Source organism: Aliiroseovarius marinus (genome assembly GCF_050881025.1).
GTDB classification, from domain to species: Bacteria; Pseudomonadota; Alphaproteobacteria; order Rhodobacterales; family Rhodobacteraceae; genus Aliiroseovarius; species Aliiroseovarius marinus_A.
Window position 1 is genome coordinate 596,745 of sequence record NZ_JBNNXQ010000002.1, and the last position, 17,720, is coordinate 614,464.

Sequence of the window (17,720 nt, forward strand, 5' to 3'; positions counted from 1 at the left end):
GAAATCAACGGTAGGACAGAACCCGGCCACCCGGGCTGACAACAAATTTTCGCACGTCCGAAAACCCGGCGGGGTTCTTTTCGGCAAGCACCTGAAAGGGGCGTTCGGGCATGATGATGGCGCGTTCCATGCTGGTCGCACCGATGGTGGAACCCGCCCCGGCAAACGGGTCGAGCGCAAAAATCTCACGTTCCACACGCCCAAACCAACCGGATTTCTCTTCCTTGACGGACGCGCTTTTCAGCTCTTCCACGGTCCAAGCCAGCGCCCAGTCTTCTCCCGGCGGGCTTTTTGCCTGCTCCAATACCTCGCGCAGCGGGCCGGTTTGGCGTGTGAAGGTGTGGCTGTACATCGGCCCCACGTGGAAGCGGCGCAGACGTTTCGGGTGCAGGTCATCGAAATCCTTGTCGAAGCCCGTGGCGATGGTCACCAACTGCAAGCCGGCCATGGATTGCGCCATCAGATGTGACTGCATTTGCGGCCAGCGACGTTCGTCCTTGGGCAGCGCGGTGCGGCCCGTGTCCTCCAGCTCCATCAGATAGATGGTGGGCAGATTCACCTCGCTGTCATAAACCGCCCAATGGGCCAGATAAACGCGGCGGGTGTCGCGGCCTTCGCCCTTGTTGTGACGCCAGATCACATCCGGGTGCATCTGGGGCCAAAAGAGGTCACCGCGCTGAAGTTCCTCGTAATAGAGCCGCTGCGACAAGGCATATTGCAGCTTCTTCGGCACGGTCAGATCGCCGACGATCTGGCTGACCATCTGGCTTTTCAGGTCTTCCGCCGACGCCATACCCTTCAAATGCGAGCCCGCTTGGGCCGCATCCGAGGCCATCTGGAGCAGCTCCGCATGGATCGGAAACCCGCTGTCGCGCCGGTCAAAGGTCAGCGTCTTGCCGCCCAGACCATAAGCCGTTTCTGACATGTGATACTTGTTGGCCAGTGCCTTGAAGCTGAGGCCCAGTTTGATGAGGTAGCGGGCGAGCACGTCGACCTCATCCCGGGTCAACTTGCCCTCGACTTCCATCTGCCCGGCCACACGGGCCAGATGAGCGGTGATCTTCTCGAATTTCGAGAAATAGCGCCGCGTGATCTGCGTGTCCGTCAGCTCGGCATGATCGCGCGGGGCGAAGCCAGCCGAGGCACGCTCTGAGGTTTTGATGTCATTGGACATTGTTGACTTCATCTCTAGGTTTTCTGAACAGCCAAGGGCGATACTCTCTCTGAATTTGTTGGTATTTTTGCCGTATTCCTGCCAGTTCCGACACGGCAAAAACTATCCATAACGCAGTAGCTACCAACAGCAACACATTGCCAAAGTTAGAGCCAAGCCCAAAATACTCGTCTGCCAAGATCACAAAGCCGAGAAACAAGGCTATTCCAACGGAGCCGCGCAAAAGAGTCACCAAAAGCAACCTAACAACTACGCTTCGCTCACTCTTCTCAGTTAACTGCTTCGATGCCTTTGTGTCGTTCGTCATAGCTTCCAATCAAACCGAGGAGGGCGGCGCCTGACCCTGGGTGGGTGCGAAGCGCCCTCCCGTGGGGAGGGTCGGGCGCTGCCCGGTCTATCGACCGGGCGTAGGGCCTCACCCCCCATAAAGATTCTTGTCGTGCTTCTCGACGATCTCGGCGAAGCGGCGGGCGAAGCGTTCGTCGGCTTTGGCCTTCTGCTCCAGCACGTCGCGGGCAAAGACCATCTGGTCTTCGTGGGCTTCCATCATGTCGGCCATACGCTGGTTCGTTGCCGTACCAATCGCGGCCATTGCGGCTTGGGCTTCTTTGTCGGTTTCGACGCCAATTTCGTTGATCCGGTGGGCCACATCCTGCTGCTGCGCGGTCTTCAATGACTTGGTCAGCGCATCATAGAGCACCACGCGTTGCTTGGTGTCTGTTTGCAGCTTGTTGATCAGCACCATCTGCGTCGCGGCCTGGTTTTGCAAGCTGTCGACCCAGGTCTTGCCCTTCTCGATATAGCGCTCCAGCGTCTGCGACTTGGCGAGCTTCACTTGCTCTTCCTGTACCATCTCGTTGTATTGGCTGTTCAGATCGGCCAGCTCGGTTTCCAGCTGCGTGCGTTTGGCGGCGTCCTGTTCATTGGCGATCTTGCCCTCAAGCTCGATGATCTTCGGGTCCATAGCAAGGATGTCAGCGCGCAGGGCTTCCAGCTCGCCTACAGTCACTTCGCGCTCGTCCAGCGTGGTGGACAGATTTGCGCCGACCTTTTCCTTCTGCTCGTTCAGCATGGCCAGCTGCCCTTCAAGAAGGCTCACAATCGAATCCGATTGCGCGATCAGTTCTTGCAACTTGTCGTCGATGGACGCTGTGCGCATCCGTTCCTGACGCATGCTTTCGGATTTCCCTTTCGAGAAGATACCAACAAAGGTTTCCCACCCGGTTTTCGACCGCATCTGATCGAAATCGGACGAAAAACCCGAGGTCACATCATCCAGCCCCATGATCAGCTCGGCGATATTGGCATTCATCGCTTCAGTATGGGCATGCACGTCGTCCAGCGTCGCGTTTTCGATGTCGATCGAAATATCTTCGCCAGTCGCCGCCTTGGCGCGCGCGGTTTCAATCCGTGTGGTCAGTTCGGAAATCTTGGCCTGCGCTTCTTCAACCTGCGCCTGGCTTTCCCGAATCTGCTTATCAAAACTGGACATATGCCCTCCTTCTATCCACCAAATCTTCGGTCGCGTCTTGTTGCCCGCGCGAAGTATGTTAATTGTCATTACATTAGCATTTAGGTTGAGTTTAGCGCGATTTAAAGACCCGTGACAGCGTTTTCACGCAGCTTTACGGTGAAAACCATGCCAGCGCACCGGGGCATTGTGCAGATCAGAAATGCCGCTTAAGTTTTTCACCATGACCGATGAAAAAGACCCCCTGTTGGCCGAAATCGCAAAGCGGCGCGACGATCTGATCTCGCTCACCCAAGACCTGATCCGCATCCCGACATTGAACCCACCGGGGCGCGACTATCGCGCGATTTGTTCCTATATCGCCGAACGCATGGGCGCGCAGGGCTGGGCGGTCGAAATGATCCGCGCCGAGGGCACGCCCGGCGACAGCATCGACTATCCGCGCTGGAACGTGATTTGCCGACACGACGGCGGGGCTCCGGGCGATTGCGTGCACTTTAACAGTCACCACGATGTGGTCGAGGTGGGGCACGGCTGGACCAAGGACCCGTTTGGCGGGGAATTGCAAGACGGTCGCATCTACGGGCGCGGGGCCTGCGACATGAAGGGCGGTCTGGCGGCCTCCATCATCGCGGCCGAGGCCTTTGTGGCGCTCTATCCGAACCACCGGGGCGCGGTAGAAATCAGCGCCACGGCGGATGAGGAAAGCGGTGGCTATGGCGGCGTCGCCTATCTGGCCGAAAAAGGTTATTTCGACCCGGATCGCGTGCAGCATGTGATCATCCCAGAACCCCTGAACAAAGACCGCATCTGTCTGGGCCATCGCGGTGTTTGGTGGGCCGAGATCGAAACCAAGGGGCGCATCGCCCATGGCTCGATGCCATTTCTGGGCGACAGTGCGATCCGGCATATGGGGGCCGTGCTCGAAGAAATGGAACGCCACCTCTTCCCGCTTCTGGCCACCAAACGCACCGAAATGCCCGTGGTGCCCGAAGGGGCCAAGCAGTCCACGCTGAACATCAACTCGATCCATGGTGGAGAGGCGGAACAGGATCCCGGTTTTACCGGCCTGCCGGCGCCTTGCGTCGCCGATCGTTGCCGTATCGTGATCGACCGGCGGTTCTTGATGGAAGAAGACATTGCCGAGGTGAAGGCCGAGGTCAGCCGCATGTTAGAGGCCATCCGCGCCGAGCGCCCCAATTTCGAATATGAAATCCGCGACATGCACGAAGTGATCCCAACGATGACGGATAAGGACGCGCCCGTCGTGACGACGACAGCTGCAGCCATCGAGAAGGTGCTGGGGGCGCAGCCATCCTATGTGGTCAGCCCCGGCACCTATGACCAGAAGCATATCGACCGGATCGGGCGGCTTAAGAATTGCATCGCCTATGGGCCCGGCATTCTGGATCTGGCGCATCAGCCGGACGAATGGGTTGGCGTGCAGGATATGGAAGACAGCGCGGGCGTTATGGCGCTTGTGCTGAAAGAACTGATTGGCTGAGCCAAGGCCGGAATGCTCCCGCCTGAATTTGCGCCTTGCGGCGCGCTTTCCGTTGTGGGTGTCCGCGCGGCACGTGCGCCACATTGCGCACCCTTCTGACCACTCGGGATCACCTCATTTTCTTGTCAAAATACCTTGGGGGAGCCGGCGTTTCCGCCAGAAACGCTGGCGGGGGCAACGCCCCCCCGGGCTCACGAAGCGAGCCACCGAAGGCCCGAGCCACAGGCGAGGCGTCCCTGGCTCAGACCGGAATGTTGTCGATCAGGCGCACATCGCCCAGCACGGCAGCGGCCAGCAGGCGCGCTGGTTGATCAAGGTTCTGAGCCGGTGCCAGCGTCTCGGCGTCCCGCAATTCCAGATACTCGACCTCGCGATAACCCGCGCGTTCGATCTGTGCCTTGGCGCTGTCCAGTACCACGCGCGGCTCTGCACCGCGGCGAATGGCCGTAGCGGCCCGGTCCATCTCGGCTTTCAGCGCCGGGGCGATGGCCCGTTCTTCCGGTGTCAGCCGCACATTGCGCGAAGACATAGCCAGCCCGTCCTCTTCCCGCACGGTCGGGCAGCCGACCACTTCGGTTTCAATGTCCAGATCCTGAGACAGACGGCGCACCAATAGCATCTGCTGATAGTCTTTTTCACCAAAGCAGGCCACATCTGCCCGCGTTTGCAAAAAGAGCTTCGACACCACGGTGGCCACCCCGTCGAAATGGCCGGGGCGATGCGCGCCTTCAAGGTCTTCGGTCAGGCCAGACACGCGCACATTCGTGGCGAAGCCTTCGGGGTAGATCTGGTCCGGCGTCGGCACGTAAAGCGCATCCACGTCATAGGGGGCCAGCTTTGCCGCGTCTTCGTCTTCGGTGCGCGGATAACCATCAAGATCATCTGGGTTATTGAACTGTTTGGGGTTCACAAAGATCGTTACGATCACCCGATCAGCCTGCGCACGCGCCTCTTCCACCAGCGACAGGTGGCCGGCATGAAGCGCGCCCATCGTGGGCACGACTGCTACGCGTTCACCTTTGAAAATCCAGCTGCGCCGCAGGGTGCGCAGGTCATCTTTGCTGCGGACAATCTTCATTTCTTTTTGACCTCGTCGGCAAAGACATGTTCGGGGGCGGGGAAGCTGCGGTCTCGCACCTCTTGGGCATATTTGGCAATGGCTTTTTCACCATCTTCGCCCAGCGTTGCATAGCGTTTGGCGAATTTCGGTTTGAAGGCGGTGAAGAGCCCCAACATGTCATCCACCACCAGAACCTGCCCGTCACATTGTGCCGACGCCCCAATGCCGATGGTGGGAATGCTGAGTTCTGCGGTAATGTCGTTGGCAAGGCTTTCGGGCACTTTTTCAAGCACCACCGAAAACGCCCCCGCCGCCTCGACAGCGCGCGCATCGGCCAGCACCCGGTCGCGGTCCTCGCCGCGACCTTGCACCGCGTAACCGCCCAATGTGTTGATTGCCTGCGGGGTCAGGCCGACATGGGCCATGACCGGGATCGAGCGGCTGGTCAGGAAACAGATGGTCTCCTCCATCGAGACGCCACCTTCCAGTTTCACCGCCGCCGCGCCGGTTTCGCGCATCAACCGGGCTGCGTTGCGAAAGGCTTGTTCAGGGCTTTCTTCATAGGAGCCAAAGGGCATGTCGACGATCATCATCGCCTGGCTAAGCCCGCGTTTCACCGCAGCCCCATGCAGGCACATCATGTCCATCGTTACACCCAGCGTGTCGGGCAACCCATGCACCACCATACCCACGCTGTCGCCCACCAGAACCATGTCGCAATGGGCATCCATCATCTGCGCCGTGGGTGTGGCATAGGCGGTCAGCACCACCAAAGGTGTGGTCCCCTTACGGGCCCGGATATCCGACGGTGTCGGCGTCTTGATTTTGGCCGAGGCGCTCATGGTTTCCCCTCCCTGATCCCTCTCGCTGGGGTGCAATATAATGCTGCGTCGCAGAAAATCAAAGGGGAGATGACGGAACGTTCTTCCCTTGCCTTGCCCGGCTTTCCCGCGTTTCATAGGGATTGTCCCGCATACCGGGTAAGGAGGACCGCCATGACCAACCTGAAACCTACCGCAAAACGCGCCATTGCCGCGTGGCTATTGATGGGCTCGACCGCTTTGGCGGGCACCGATGCAATTACTCTTGGGATGGCGCTTGAGCCCCCAAATCTTGACCCCACCGGGGGCGCCGCCGCCGCGATTGACGAGGTCGTTTATGCCAATATCTACGAAGGCCTGACCCGCTTTGGCCCCGATGGTGCGGTGCTGCCGGGGCTGGCCAGCGCCTGGACTGTGTCAGACGATGGGCTGACCTATACGTTCACCCTGCGCGAGGGGGTCACCTTCCACGATGGCAGCAGCTTTGATGCCGATGACGTGGTTTTCTCGCTGGATCGTGCCCGTGCTGAGGACAGCACCAATGCGCAGAAAGCGCTGTTCAAGGACATCGCATCCGTCGCGGCAACCAGCCCGACCGAGGTCACGGTGACCCTGACCACGCCCAACGGCAACTTCCCTTTCAACATGGCATGGGGCGATGCAGTCATCGTCGCACCTGAAAGCGTCGACACCGCCGCCACCCACCCGGTTGGCACCGGTCCCTTTACCTTTGAAAACTGGGCCAAGGGCGACCATGTGACCATCACGCGCAACGACAACTATTGGGGCGATGCCCCGGCCCTGTCCAAGGCCACATTCAAGTTCATCTCGGACCCAAACGCCGCTTTTGCCGCGATGATGGCAGGCGATGTGGATGCCTTCCCGAACTTCCCGGCACCCGAAACGCTGGCCCAGTTTGACGCCGATCCGCGGTTCAACGTGATCGTCGGCTCGACCGAGGGCGAGACGATCCTGTCCACCAACAACAAATCCGGCGCACTTGCCGACGTCCGCGTGCGCAAGGCCATTGCCCATGCGATCAATCGGCAGGACATCATTGACGGTGCGATGAACGGCTATGGCACCCCGATCGGCACGCATTTCGCGCCGCATAACCCCGATTATGTCGATCTGACAGCAAACTCTGCCTTCGACCCTGAGCTGTCCAAGACCCTGCTGGCCGAGGCAGGTGCAACCGATCTGACCCTGCGCCTGATGCTGCCCCCACCCGCCTATGCCCGTCGCGGTGGTGAAATCATAGCCGCCCAACTGCGCGAAGTTGGGATCAACACCGAGATCTCGAACCTTGAATGGGCGCAATGGATCGAACAAGTGTTCAAGGGCAAGGACTTTGACCTGACCATCGTAAGCCACACGGAACCCGCCGACATCAACATCTATGCGCGCCCGGAATACTATTTTCAGTATGACAATGCTGACTTCCAGGCGCTGATCGAAAAGCTGTCGGTGACCTCAGACCCGGCCATGCGCGCCGAGCTGAACAAAGAGGCCCAGCAGGTCATCGCGGATGACTATGTGAACGGCTACCTGTTCCAGCTGGCCAAAACCGGTGTCGCCAATGCCAAGATCACCGGGCTTTGGGAAAACGCGCCCACGCAGGCGAATGATTTGACTGGGGTCAGCTGGTCGGACTGATCAGGCGCTAGAAAAGCGAAAGGGCGTCCGTGACGGGCGCCCTTTTACGTTTTCGGCTCGTTCGGATTAGGCGTCACGCGGCGTTTCAACACCGTCTCGCGCCAGGTGATATAGGTGACGGAGGCCATGATCATCCCGGCTCCAATCATCACCCACAAATCGACCGGCTCGCCAAACAACAGCGCGCCAATGGCCGCCGCCCAGATGATTTGCAGAAAGGCGACGGGCTGTGTGACCGACACCGGCGCCTCGGCAAAGGCGCGCGACATCGCATAATGTCCTGCCGTGGCAAAAAAGGCGACCAGCACCATCCAGCCCAGTTGCTCCAGATTGACGGGCTGCCAAACGGTCCACGCAATCGGGGCAAGGCCAATGGTCACGGTCACGGACATCATGGCCACCACCTGGGCAGCAGATGCGTCGCGAGACAGGCGCTTGGCAAGCAGGTAAGACGCCCCCAGAAAAATCGCCGCAAAGACCATGGCCAGATGGCCGCTGCCCAGTTCCCTCAACCCCGGACGCAGGACCACCATGACCCCCAGAAACGCCACCCCAACCGCCATCATGCGCCGGATCGAAAACGTCTCGCCCAGAAACAGCGCCGCGCCCAGCATGACATAAATCGGGTTGAGGTAATTCATCGCGGTCACCTCGGCGATGGTGATCTGGGTCATGGCGTAAAACCAACACAGCACCGCGCCCACATGCACGACACCGCGCATGGCGAAAAGCTTCCATATCTGCGCCCCAAAACTGGCGCGTGGCAGGCGCACAAGCGCGGGCATCACGAAGATAAGCCCAAACAGAAACCGCAAGAACGCAGCCTGTGACGACGGCATGGTCTGCCCGACATATTTCACCAACACATTCAGCCCCACAAAGAACAGACCTGCGGCCAGCATCCAAAGGATACCGTGAAGGGGGCGTTGGTCTTGAGGCTGAGCTGTATTCATCCGGCGACATGACCCCAGACGGGCTGCAAGCGCAAGCCTTTGCTTGTGCGGGGTGTGGCAATTTGCGGTCTCTGCGCGCTGGCGGAAATTGCTACCCTGCCCCCGACGTGACGAAGGAGAGCCACCATGCGACTGCCCGCCATCCTGATCACCGCCCTGATGCTGGGCCACAGCGCGCAGGCCGAAGATGTGAGTGCACTGATGCAGGATGTCTGCGCCCATTGCCATGGGGACACGGGCGACGCGTCATCGCGCACCTATCCGCGCCTTGCTGCGCAGAACCGGAACTACATCGAAAAGCAGCTTAAGAACTTTCGCGACGGCAGCCGGGTCAGCGATATCATGAACGGCATGGCCGAGGAGCTGACCGACGCGCAGATCGCAGCGCTTGCCGATTTTTATGCTGCACAACCGGCCGAAAAACACCGGGTGCGCACGTCAAAACGCGCGCTCGAAGCGGTGGGGTACTACATCTATCACGAAGGCAATGAATACACGCAAATCCCCCCCTGCGCCGATTGCCATGGCGCCTTCGCCGCAGGCGACGAAAACCTGCCGCGCCTTGCCGGCCAGCACCGCCATTATGTGATCGAGCAGCTCACCGCCTTCGTCGATGGCACGCGCACCAATGACAGCGCGATCATGCATTCGATCGCCAAGAACCTGACCGAGCTGGAGCTGAACGCCGTGGCGCTTTACGTCAGCGGTTTGGTGGAAGAGTAACACGCAGATAAAAGCCCCAGCCAAAGGCCGGGGCTTTCAAATGTCGCTCAGAGCCTGACGCGCAAAGCTTAAAGCTGCGCCAGAACCTCGTCCGAGGCCTCGAAGTTGGTGGTCACGCGCTGCACGTCGTCATCATCCTCAAGCGCATCCACCAGCTTCATCAGCTTTTGCATGTTCTCAAGATCCAGCTCTGTCGTGATGTTGGGTTGCCAGATCAGCTTGGTCGATTCAGATTCGCCCAGCGCCGCTTCCAACGCAGTGGAAACTTCATTCAAGTCGGTGTCCGCACAGGTGATGCGATGGCTGTTTTCATCGCTTTCACAATCCTCGGCCCCCGCCTCGATGGCGGCCTCCATCACGGCATCTTCGTCGCCGACAGAGGCCGGGTAGATCACCTCGCCCTTGCGATCGAACATGAAGCCCACGGACCCGGTTTCGCCCAGATTGCCGCCGTTCTTCGTGAAGGTCGAGCGCACGGTCGACGCGGTGCGGTTCTTGTTGTCGGTCATGGTTTCGACGATGACGGCAACCCCATTGGGGCCATAACCCTCGTAACGGATTTCGTCATAGTTTTCGGCGTCGCCACCTTGCGATTTCTTGATCGCGCGTTCGATCACATCCTTCGGGACCGACTGCGATTTCGCCTCTTTCACGGCCAGACGCAAACGCGGGTTCTTGTCGGGGTCCGGGTCGCCCATTTTGGCGGCCACGGTGATCTCTTTGGCGAGTTTCGAAAACAGTTTCGAGCGCAGCTTGTCCTGACGACCTTTACGGTGCTGGATGTTTGCCCATTTTGAGTGGCCAGCCATGGCGACCTCCGACTAATTCCTTCGTTCGGGGTTCAATAGCCCATGGGCACGACAAGGGGCAAGGGGGCCGGGCCGGATTGATTACCACCCGTGTCAGGCGCGATCATCCTTGGGTGAGCCCATGACAACGTGAGTGACCAGCTGATGCACTTGCGGAAGCGTGCCCAGCTTATCCGTATGAAACCGCTTGTAGGCGATCAGGTCGCTGGCTTCGACCCGCAGAAGATACTCCACGGTGCCGGTGATGTTGTGACACTCGCGCACCTCGTCAAACCGCGCCACTGCCCGTTCGAACCCTTCCTGCGCTTCTTTGGTGTGATCGTTTAGACCGACAGTCACATAAGCCACAAAACCGATCCCCATCGAGACGGGATCCAGCACCGCGCGATAGCCGGTGATCACACCCTGCCGCTCCAGCTCCTGCACACGCCTCAGGCAGGCCGAGGGCGACAACCCCACCCGATCGGCCAATTCGGTATTGGGCAACCGGCCATCTTGCGATAGCTCATGCAATATTCGCTGATTTATCGGATCAATCTTCGCCATTTGTTGCAGATTTAATCGATTTTCAGGCAAGTTTGCAATCTCATCACGGAAAAGAAGCGCAATAATCAACGAATGTCTGTTGATATTCTTCTTGCGCTTGTCGCCTTCGCCTTTGTCTCGTCCATCACACCGGGGCCCAACAACCTTATGCTCATGGCATCGGGGGCCAATTTCGGCTTTGCGCGTACAATCCCACATATGCTGGGTGTGGCCATTGGTTTCGTTTTCATGGTTGTGCTGGTCGGCGCGGGCCTGATGCAGCTTTTTGACCTCTACCCGGTCAGCTACACAATGCTGAAGGCCGGCAGCGTGGTGTATTTGCTCTGGCTTGCGTGGAAGATCGCGCGCGCCTCTGAGCCCGGCACGGGAAAGGCGGGCGGTTCGCCGATGACATTTCTGCAGGCGTCGGCGTTTCAATGGGTGAATCCCAAAGCCTGGGCGATGGCGCTGACCGCGATCAGCGCCTATGCGCCGACGCGAGATATGGGGGCGGTCTTTCTGGTCGCCGTAATCTTTGGAGCGGTGAACCTGCCATCGGTGTCGACATGGACGATCTTGGGGCAGAAAATTCGCGTGATCCTGACCAACCCAACGCGCCTGAAGGTGTTCAACATCACCATGGCGCTGCTGCTTGTTGCCACGCTTTTCCCCGTAATCTACGGGTGACGCGCCAGCCCCTACGGGGTAAGCCTTGGGCATGACAACAGATCAAATCATTCTCTTTTCGCTGTTCGGCGCCGTGTTCGGCTTGCTGCTTTGGGGCCGCTTTCGCTATGATATCGTGGCCTTTTCCGCCCTTATGCTTGGGGTCGTGCTGGGCGTTGTGCCCACGAAAGAGGCCTTTTCGGGCTTCGGCCACCCCGCCACGCTGGTGGTGGCGCTGGTGTTGGTGGTGTCGGCTGGCCTTGTCCGCTCAGGCGCCGTTTTTCTGATCACCCGCACGCTGGTGGATGCCTCGCGGTCGCTGGGCGCGCATATCGCGCTGATGGGGGCTGTGGGCGGCGTGTTGTCGGCCTTCATGAACAACGTGGCGGCACTGGCCCTGCTGATGCCCGTCGACATTCAAACCGCGCGCAAAGCCGGCCGCCCGGTGAGCCTGAGCCTGATGCCCCTGTCCTTTGCCACCATCCTTGGCGGCATGGTCACGCTGATCGGCACCCCACCCAATATCATCATCGCCTCAATCCGCGAAGACGCCCTTGGCGCGCCGTTTAAAATGTTCGACTTCGCCCCGGTTGGCGGGGTGACGGCCATTGCCGGTCTGATCTTCGTGGCGCTGATCGGGTGGCGGCTGATCCCCCAATCCACAGGTGCCCAGGACGGCGCAGACCCAATGGATGATTTCGGTCACTACGTGGCAGAGCTGACCGTGCCCGACGGCTCCAAACACATTGGCAAACGCCTGAAAGATCTGCTGGAGAGCGCCGAGAAAAATGATGTCGCCATCCTTGGATTGGTGCGTGACGGCAAGCGGCGCTATGGCACGCAGCGCGGCACAAAACTGCAGGCGGACGATGCGCTTGTGCTTGAAGCCACGCCCGAAGCGCTGGATGAATTTCGCACGGCATTGGGCTTGTCTTTCGCCGACGCCCCGCGCGAAGAAAAGCTGAAAGCCGATGGCGAGGGTCTGTCCAAGATCGAGGTCGTGGTGCCCGACAATGCCCGTATCGCAGGGAAGACCGCGCAATCCATTGGCCTGAACTGGCGACAGCGATCCGTGCTTCTGGGCATTTCGCGCTCCGGTAAGACGATCACCCAACAGGTGCGTAAAACGGATGTGCACCCTGGCGACATTCTGCTGCTTTTGGTGCCGCAGGGGGCCGAAGCCGATGTGACGGAATGGCTGGGCTGCCTGCCACTGGCCGAACGCGGGCTGACCGTGACACGAGACGAGAAGGTCTGGCTTGCCATCGGCATGTTTGCCGCCGCGGTGGCCGCGGCCAGTTTCGGGCTGGTCTACCTGCCGGTCGCGCTTGGGCTGGTTGTCGTGGGCTATGTGCTTGCCAAGATCATGCCGGTGAACGAGCTTTACACGCATATCAACTGGCCCGTCGTGGTGCTACTCGGGTCGATGATCCCACTAGGGGCGGCGCTGGAAAACTCAGGCGGCACCGAGTTGATTGCGGGCGCTCTCGTCGGGCTGACCGAAGGCCTGCCGGCATGGGCCGTGCTGACCGTGCTGATGATCGTGACCATGACCCTGTCTGATGTGTTAAACAACACGGCGACCACCATCGTGGCCGCACCGGTCGGCATCCAGATGGCCCACGCGCTTGGCAAGAACCCGGACCCGTTTCTCATGGCGGTGGCCATCGCGGCGTCCTGTGCTTTCCTGACGCCCATCGGCCACAAGAACAACACGTTGATCCTTGGCCCCGGCGGGTATCGCTTTGGCGATTACTGGCGCATGGGGCTGCCGCTGGAAATTCTTGTGGTTGCCGTTTCGATCCCGGCCATTTTGGTTTTCTGGCCGCTTTAAAGCGGCCAGAAGAACGGGATCAGCGCCGAGGCAAGGATGCCAACCGACAGGTTCAGCGGCACACCCACTTTCAGGAAATCTGAGAACTTGTAGCCGCCCGGACCATAGACCAGCGTGTTCGTCTGATAACCAATCGGCGTGGCGAAACTGGCCGAAGCGGCCACCATCACAGCCACCACAAGGGGGCGTGGGTCCAGACCCAGCGCGTTGGCAAGACCAATGGCAATGGGTGTGACAACCACGGCAACGGCGTTGTTTGACACAAGCTCGGTCAGGACCGAGGTCAGCAGGTAAATTGCCCAGATGATCAGGAACGGGGGAAGCTTGCCCAATGCAGGCGCGATGCCTTGCGCAATCAAAGCGACAGCGCCCGAGCTTTCCAACGCAGCCCCAATGCCCAGCATTGAAAAGATCAGCACCAAAAGGCGCCCATCCACGGCGCCAAAGGCCTCGTCCGCATCGATACAGCGCGTGACCAAAACCACGGCCACCGCCAGCACGGCCAACAGGAAAATGGGCGCAACACCAAGGCCCGCCAGCGCAACAAGCGCGATCAGGGCACCGATGGCAATGGGGGCGTGACCACGGCGGAACTCGCGGTCCGACGGGGCTGTGACATCCACAAGGTCCATATCCTGCGCCAGACGCTGAATGTCTTCGGGCGCCCCCTCAAGCAAAAGCGTGTCACCAACGCGCACCACCAACGTATCAAGCTGGCGCCCGATATTCTGGTTCTTGCGGTGCACGGCCAGCGGATACACACCATACCGGCGGCGCAGGCGCATTTTGCCCAGCTGCTTGCCAACCATCTTACAGCCCGGCGAAATCAGAACCTCGACGGTCGAGGTTTCGACTGCCGACACCTGATCCACGCGTTTGAGGCTTTTGTTGCGCTGCAGGCTCAACAGCTCGGTCATTGCCGTACGCAAAACCACGCGGTCACCAACCTGCAATGTCACCCCCGTCAGATCACGACGCAGCGAGGCATCGCCGCGGATCACGTCGATCAGGCGCACGCCTTCACGCTTGAACAGCTGCACCCCTGTCACCTCGCGGCCAATCAGGTTGCTTTCGGGCGGGATCACGGCCTCGGTGAAGAACTTTTTGCGCGACCGGTCCGACAAAAGCGAGGCCATGCTGTCGCGGTCAGGCAGGATTTTTGGCGCGATGAAATAGAGATAGATCATGCCCCATCCGACCAGAACAATGCCCAGCGGCGTGACCTCGAAAATCGAGAAGGGCTCAAGCCCGCCGTCGCGCGCCACACCATCCACAAGCAGGTTGGTCGAAGTGCCGATCAGCGTCAGAGTGCCCCCCAAAATGGCGCCGTAGCTCAGCGGGATCAGCAGTTTTGATGCTGACGTGCCGATTTTTTTCGCCAGCTGAACGAAAACCGGGATCATCACCACCACAACGGGGGTGTTGGACACCACGGCCGAGGACACGACCACAAAGCCCATCAATGCAGACAGCGCTTTGAGCGGACTTTGTTCGGCCTGCTTTTCGGCGATTTGCGTGAACCATTGCAACGCACCGGTGCGCACCAAGGCCCCCATCACGATGAACATCGCAGCAATGGTCCAAGGGGCCGGGTTGGACAGGACGGACAGCGCAGTTTCGTAGTCCAATATGCCGGTGAACAGCATCAGCGACAGGCCTGTGATCGCAACAACTTCGGTCGGAAAGCTTTCGCGCAGAAACATGACGAACATGCCCGCGACGATCAAAAGCGACAGCACCGCCTGTGCGGTCTGGCCCAACTCGAAAATGCCCATGTACAGCCCCTGTCCTGTTCTTTTGTTCAGTTTTGCCCCGCGAACACGCATTGAGCAAGCGTGGTTTTCAAGATGGGGTCACACGGGGGATGAATGTGGGGATGAATGTGGGGCTGCATGTTGAAGGCGGCCGCCGTTGCGCACCATCTCGACGCGGGTGGCGTGACCGGTGCGATCATCGGTCTCGACATAAAGGCCCGACAGGGTGGCTTCACCCTCGGCGGGTGAAAACCGCCCCTTGACCATGCCGGTCACAAACCGGCGCATCGGCTCTTCTTTTTGCATGCCGATCACGCTGTCATAGTCACCGCACATGCCGGCATCGGTCAGGTAAGCCGTGCCTTTTGACAGGATCTGCGCGTCGCCTGTTGGCACATGGGTATGGGTGCCCACGACCACGCTGGCGCGCCCGTCACACCAATGCCCCATGCCCATTTTTTCCGAGGTGGCTTCGCAATGCATGTCGACCAGCGCCGCCTGAACGGCCCCGCCCAACCTGTGCCGTTTGAGCACCTGATCCACGGCTGAAAACGGATCGTCAAAGGCGCGCTTCATGAACACCTGTCCCAACACCTGCGTGACAAGGATCTTGCGACCACGCGCATCGATAAACACGCGGGCCCCGACACCGGGGCAATCTTTGGCAAAATTCAGCGGGCGGATGATGCGTTTTTCAGTCTCGCAATAGCTGAGCATCTCGCGCTGATCAAACGCGTGATCACCCAGGGTGATCACATCGACACCGGCGTCTAGCAGCCCCTTGGCATGGGCCGCATTCAGCCCGTGCCCGCTGGTCGCGTTCTCGCCGTTGGCCACGACGAAATCCAGCTTCCAGTCTTCACGCAGCCCCTTGAGCCGATCCGCCACAGCCCGCCGCCCGGCGCGCCCCATGATATCACCAAGAAAGAGTATTTTCATGCAGGTAGCCCTAGGGCGGTCGCTGCAAAAGGGCAAGACCCTGCGTCGGTTGCGCAGAAAACTGTGGCACCATGATGCAACCTGCGATAGCCAAACCGCATGGCGCCATTTGTACGCATCCTTCTGACCACTGCCCTGTGCCTTGGGATTGTGATCCCCAAGGTCGGATCCGCTGTGCAGATGCTGGTGCTGGGCGAGCTGCAAACCGTGGTTCTTTGTACCGGCGACGGGATGGTGACCATCCAGATCGATGCCGAAGGCAACCCGGTGGAAACTCACGATGAGGCGGAACCAGCCCCGTGCGTTCTGGGCCATATCATTCTGGCCGGACCCGCATATCTGCCCCTGTGGCAGGTTCTGGCACGCAATCACGCACAATCTGCGGGGCTCTTTGAACAAACCCCGCGCACAGAGCCGCCCTTTCGGCTGCGCAAACCGGCCCGTGCGCCGCCACTCCTGACCGTCTGACCAACGCTAAACCTCAGACTTTCAAGGACAAATCAATGACACTTACAAACACCGCGGCCCCGGCCGCGCGCGCGCCCGTTTCGGGTGGCGCCTTCTATCGGCTCGTATGGAAATGGCATTTTCTGGCCGCGCTTTACGTGCTGCCCTTCATGTTGATCCTATCGCTTTCCGGCGGGCTTTACCTTTACAAACCGCAAATCGAAAGCTGGCTCTATGCCGACCGCACCCATGTCGAGGTGACCGGCCCCGCATTAAGCTATGCGGCACAAATCGACGCCCTGACAGAGGCGCAGGGCATGAAGCGCCTGCGCATGGTCACGGTGCATGACGACCCCACGCGATCCACCATGATCGAGTATAACAACGGCGAAAACACCCGCTCGGTCGCCTGGGTTGATCCCTATACGGGCGAGGTTCTGGCTTCGGTCCCGCGCGATCGGCTGTTCATGCGCATGGTCAAGAAGTTCCACGGAGAGCTTCTGGGCGGCAAGATCGGCACGAAATTCGTCGAGCTTGCTGCCCATTGGGCCATCGTGATGATGATCACCGGGATCATCCTGTGGTGGCCGCGCGGGCAGCGCAGCCTGCGCGATGCAGTGGCCTTGCCGCGTTCGCCCGGACGGGCCTGGTGGCGTGAAACGCATATGTTCACCGGCATGCTGGCGGCCGTGTTGATCACGCCGCTTCTGATTTCCGGCCTGCCGTGGACGGATGTCTGGGGCGGTGGCCTGAGCTATGTGCAAAAGCAGACCGGGCAAGAAACGGTGTCGCTACGTTTTGGCGGGCGCAAGCCGAAATCCACAACGGACAGCGGTGACACGATCCCACTGGAGCAGGTGATCGCGCTGGGGTGGGAGCAAGGTCTTGTGTCACCCATCGAGGTGAAGCCGCCCCGCAAACCGGATGCTGCTTACTGGATGCGCTCGGCCTCGCGCCACCGTGCAGAGCAGACCGAGATTCTTGTGGATCAGTATTCCGGCGCGGTTCTGAAGCGCATCGAGTTCAGCGAAAATCCGATTGTCGCCAAGACCGTGTCCTATGGCATCAGCCTGCATCAGGGAGAGCTGTTTGGCCCGCTGAACCTTGCGCTGAACACGCTGGCGGCTGTGCTTGGCGTGGTGCTGGCCGTGTCCGGTTTCGTGGCGTGGTGGAAACGCCGCCCGGCAGGTGAACTGGGCGTGCCGCGCGCACCCGATGCCAGCCTTGGCTGGGGCATGGGGGTGACGGTGATCCTTCTGATGTTCATCCTGCCGCTGATGGGGGCAAGCCTGCTTTTGGCGCTGCTGCTGGACTGGCTGTTGTTCCGTCGCCTCGGCTGGTTCCGCGGCCAAGACGCCCACCCGGCTGAATGAATAACACCGGG

General features: G+C 60.0%; 17 protein-coding genes. 7 read left to right on the forward strand and 10 right to left on the reverse strand.

Going from position 1 to position 17,720, the window contains the following annotated elements; translation table 11 throughout:
* Positions 1–4: 4 nt before the first annotated feature.
* From ACRY08_RS08360 to ACRY08_RS08370, 3 genes are all read right to left on the reverse strand, one after another.
* On the reverse strand, positions 5–1,174 hold the full coding sequence (locus tag ACRY08_RS08360; RefSeq protein ID WP_432449452.1) for a hypothetical protein: 1,170 nt from the start codon (positions 1,172–1,174) through the stop codon (positions 5–7).
* Positions 1,164–1,481, reverse strand: a complete 318-nt coding sequence (locus tag ACRY08_RS08365; RefSeq protein WP_432449453.1) for a hypothetical protein — start codon at positions 1,479–1,481, stop codon at positions 1,164–1,166. Before ACRY08_RS08365 ends, ACRY08_RS08360 begins: the two co-directional genes overlap by 11 nt.
* Before the next feature lie 108 nt (positions 1,482–1,589).
* The gene (locus ACRY08_RS08370; protein ID WP_432449454.1) at positions 1,590–2,666 is read right to left on the reverse strand and encodes a hypothetical protein; all 1,077 of its coding nucleotides are present in this window, start codon (positions 2,664–2,666) and stop codon (positions 1,590–1,592) included.
* Between the two features lie 202 nt (positions 2,667–2,868).
* On the opposite strand from ACRY08_RS08370, the gene ACRY08_RS08375 reads away from it, so the two are divergent.
* Positions 2,869–4,149 carry an acetylornithine deacetylase/succinyl-diaminopimelate desuccinylase family protein gene (locus ACRY08_RS08375; RefSeq protein ID WP_432449455.1) on the forward strand — a complete coding sequence of 427 codons (1,281 nt, stop codon included), beginning with the start codon at positions 2,869–2,871 and terminating at the stop codon, positions 4,147–4,149.
* 241 nt (positions 4,150–4,390) lie between these two features.
* Here the strand turns inward: ACRY08_RS08375 and panC are convergent, their stop codons facing one another.
* Both panC and panB read right to left on the reverse strand, forming a co-directional pair.
* Positions 4,391–5,227, reverse strand: a complete 837-nt coding sequence (gene panC / locus ACRY08_RS08380; protein WP_432449456.1) for a pantoate--beta-alanine ligase — start codon at positions 5,225–5,227, stop codon at positions 4,391–4,393.
* The gene (gene panB / locus ACRY08_RS08385; protein WP_432449457.1) at positions 5,224–6,051 is read right to left on the reverse strand and encodes a 3-methyl-2-oxobutanoate hydroxymethyltransferase; all 828 of its coding nucleotides are present in this window, start codon (positions 6,049–6,051) and stop codon (positions 5,224–5,226) included. The genes panC and panB overlap by 4 nt, the downstream gene beginning before the upstream one ends.
* A gap of 153 nt (positions 6,052–6,204) precedes the next feature.
* Here panB and ACRY08_RS08390 point away from each other — a divergent pair, with 153 nt between their 5' ends.
* Positions 6,205–7,686 carry an ABC transporter substrate-binding protein gene (locus tag ACRY08_RS08390; RefSeq protein WP_432449458.1) on the forward strand — a complete coding sequence of 494 codons (1,482 nt, stop codon included), beginning with the start codon at positions 6,205–6,207 and terminating at the stop codon, positions 7,684–7,686.
* A gap of 44 nt (positions 7,687–7,730) precedes the next feature.
* Here the strand turns inward: ACRY08_RS08390 and ACRY08_RS08395 are convergent, their stop codons facing one another.
* Complete coding sequence (locus ACRY08_RS08395) at positions 7,731–8,639, reverse strand: DMT family transporter (protein ID WP_432449459.1); 909 nt, start codon at positions 8,637–8,639, stop codon at positions 7,731–7,733.
* A gap of 126 nt (positions 8,640–8,765) precedes the next feature.
* Between ACRY08_RS08395 and ACRY08_RS08400 the strand changes: the two genes are divergently transcribed.
* Positions 8,766–9,362, forward strand: coding sequence for a c-type cytochrome (locus ACRY08_RS08400; protein WP_432449460.1), 597 nt, complete (start codon positions 8,766–8,768; stop codon positions 9,360–9,362).
* A 68-nt stretch (positions 9,363–9,430) separates the two neighbouring features.
* On the opposite strand, the gene ACRY08_RS08405 is transcribed toward ACRY08_RS08400, so the two are convergent.
* Together ACRY08_RS08405 and ACRY08_RS08410 are read right to left on the reverse strand one after the other, a co-directional pair.
* Positions 9,431–10,171: a YebC/PmpR family DNA-binding transcriptional regulator gene (locus ACRY08_RS08405; RefSeq protein WP_432449461.1), complete on the reverse strand. Its 741-nt coding sequence runs from the start codon at positions 10,169–10,171 to the stop codon at positions 9,431–9,433.
* Between the two features lie 93 nt (positions 10,172–10,264).
* The gene (locus ACRY08_RS08410) at positions 10,265–10,717 is read right to left on the reverse strand and encodes an Lrp/AsnC family transcriptional regulator (protein WP_432449462.1); all 453 of its coding nucleotides are present in this window, start codon (positions 10,715–10,717) and stop codon (positions 10,265–10,267) included.
* A gap of 72 nt (positions 10,718–10,789) precedes the next feature.
* Here ACRY08_RS08410 and ACRY08_RS08415 point away from each other — a divergent pair, with 72 nt between their 5' ends.
* Both ACRY08_RS08415 and ACRY08_RS08420 read left to right on the forward strand, forming a co-directional pair.
* Entirely contained in the window at positions 10,790–11,383 is a 594-nt protein-coding gene (locus ACRY08_RS08415; RefSeq protein ID WP_432449463.1) for a LysE family translocator, read from the forward strand.
* Between the two features lie 31 nt (positions 11,384–11,414).
* Positions 11,415–13,196, forward strand: a complete 1,782-nt coding sequence (locus ACRY08_RS08420) for an SLC13 family permease (RefSeq protein ID WP_432449464.1) — start codon at positions 11,415–11,417, stop codon at positions 13,194–13,196.
* On the opposite strand, the gene ACRY08_RS08425 is transcribed toward ACRY08_RS08420, so the two are convergent.
* Together ACRY08_RS08425 and ACRY08_RS08430 are read right to left on the reverse strand one after the other, a co-directional pair.
* Positions 13,193–14,971, reverse strand: coding sequence for an SLC13 family permease (locus ACRY08_RS08425; RefSeq protein WP_432449465.1), 1,779 nt, complete (start codon positions 14,969–14,971; stop codon positions 13,193–13,195). The two genes, ACRY08_RS08420 and ACRY08_RS08425, sit on opposite strands and share 4 nt — an antisense overlap.
* 78 nt (positions 14,972–15,049) lie before the next feature.
* Positions 15,050–15,889 (reverse strand): TIGR00282 family metallophosphoesterase, encoded by an 840-nt coding sequence (locus ACRY08_RS08430; RefSeq protein ID WP_432449466.1) that lies wholly within the window; start codon positions 15,887–15,889, stop codon positions 15,050–15,052.
* Positions 15,890–15,988: 99 nt separating this feature from the next.
* Here ACRY08_RS08430 and ACRY08_RS08435 point away from each other — a divergent pair, with 99 nt between their 5' ends.
* Together ACRY08_RS08435 and ACRY08_RS08440 are read left to right on the forward strand one after the other, a co-directional pair.
* Positions 15,989–16,357: a hypothetical protein gene (locus ACRY08_RS08435; protein WP_432449467.1), complete on the forward strand. Its 369-nt coding sequence runs from the start codon at positions 15,989–15,991 to the stop codon at positions 16,355–16,357.
* Between the two features lie 35 nt (positions 16,358–16,392).
* Positions 16,393–17,709, forward strand: coding sequence for a PepSY-associated TM helix domain-containing protein (locus ACRY08_RS08440; RefSeq protein WP_432449468.1), 1,317 nt, complete (start codon positions 16,393–16,395; stop codon positions 17,707–17,709).
* Positions 17,710–17,720 lie beyond the last annotated feature (11 nt).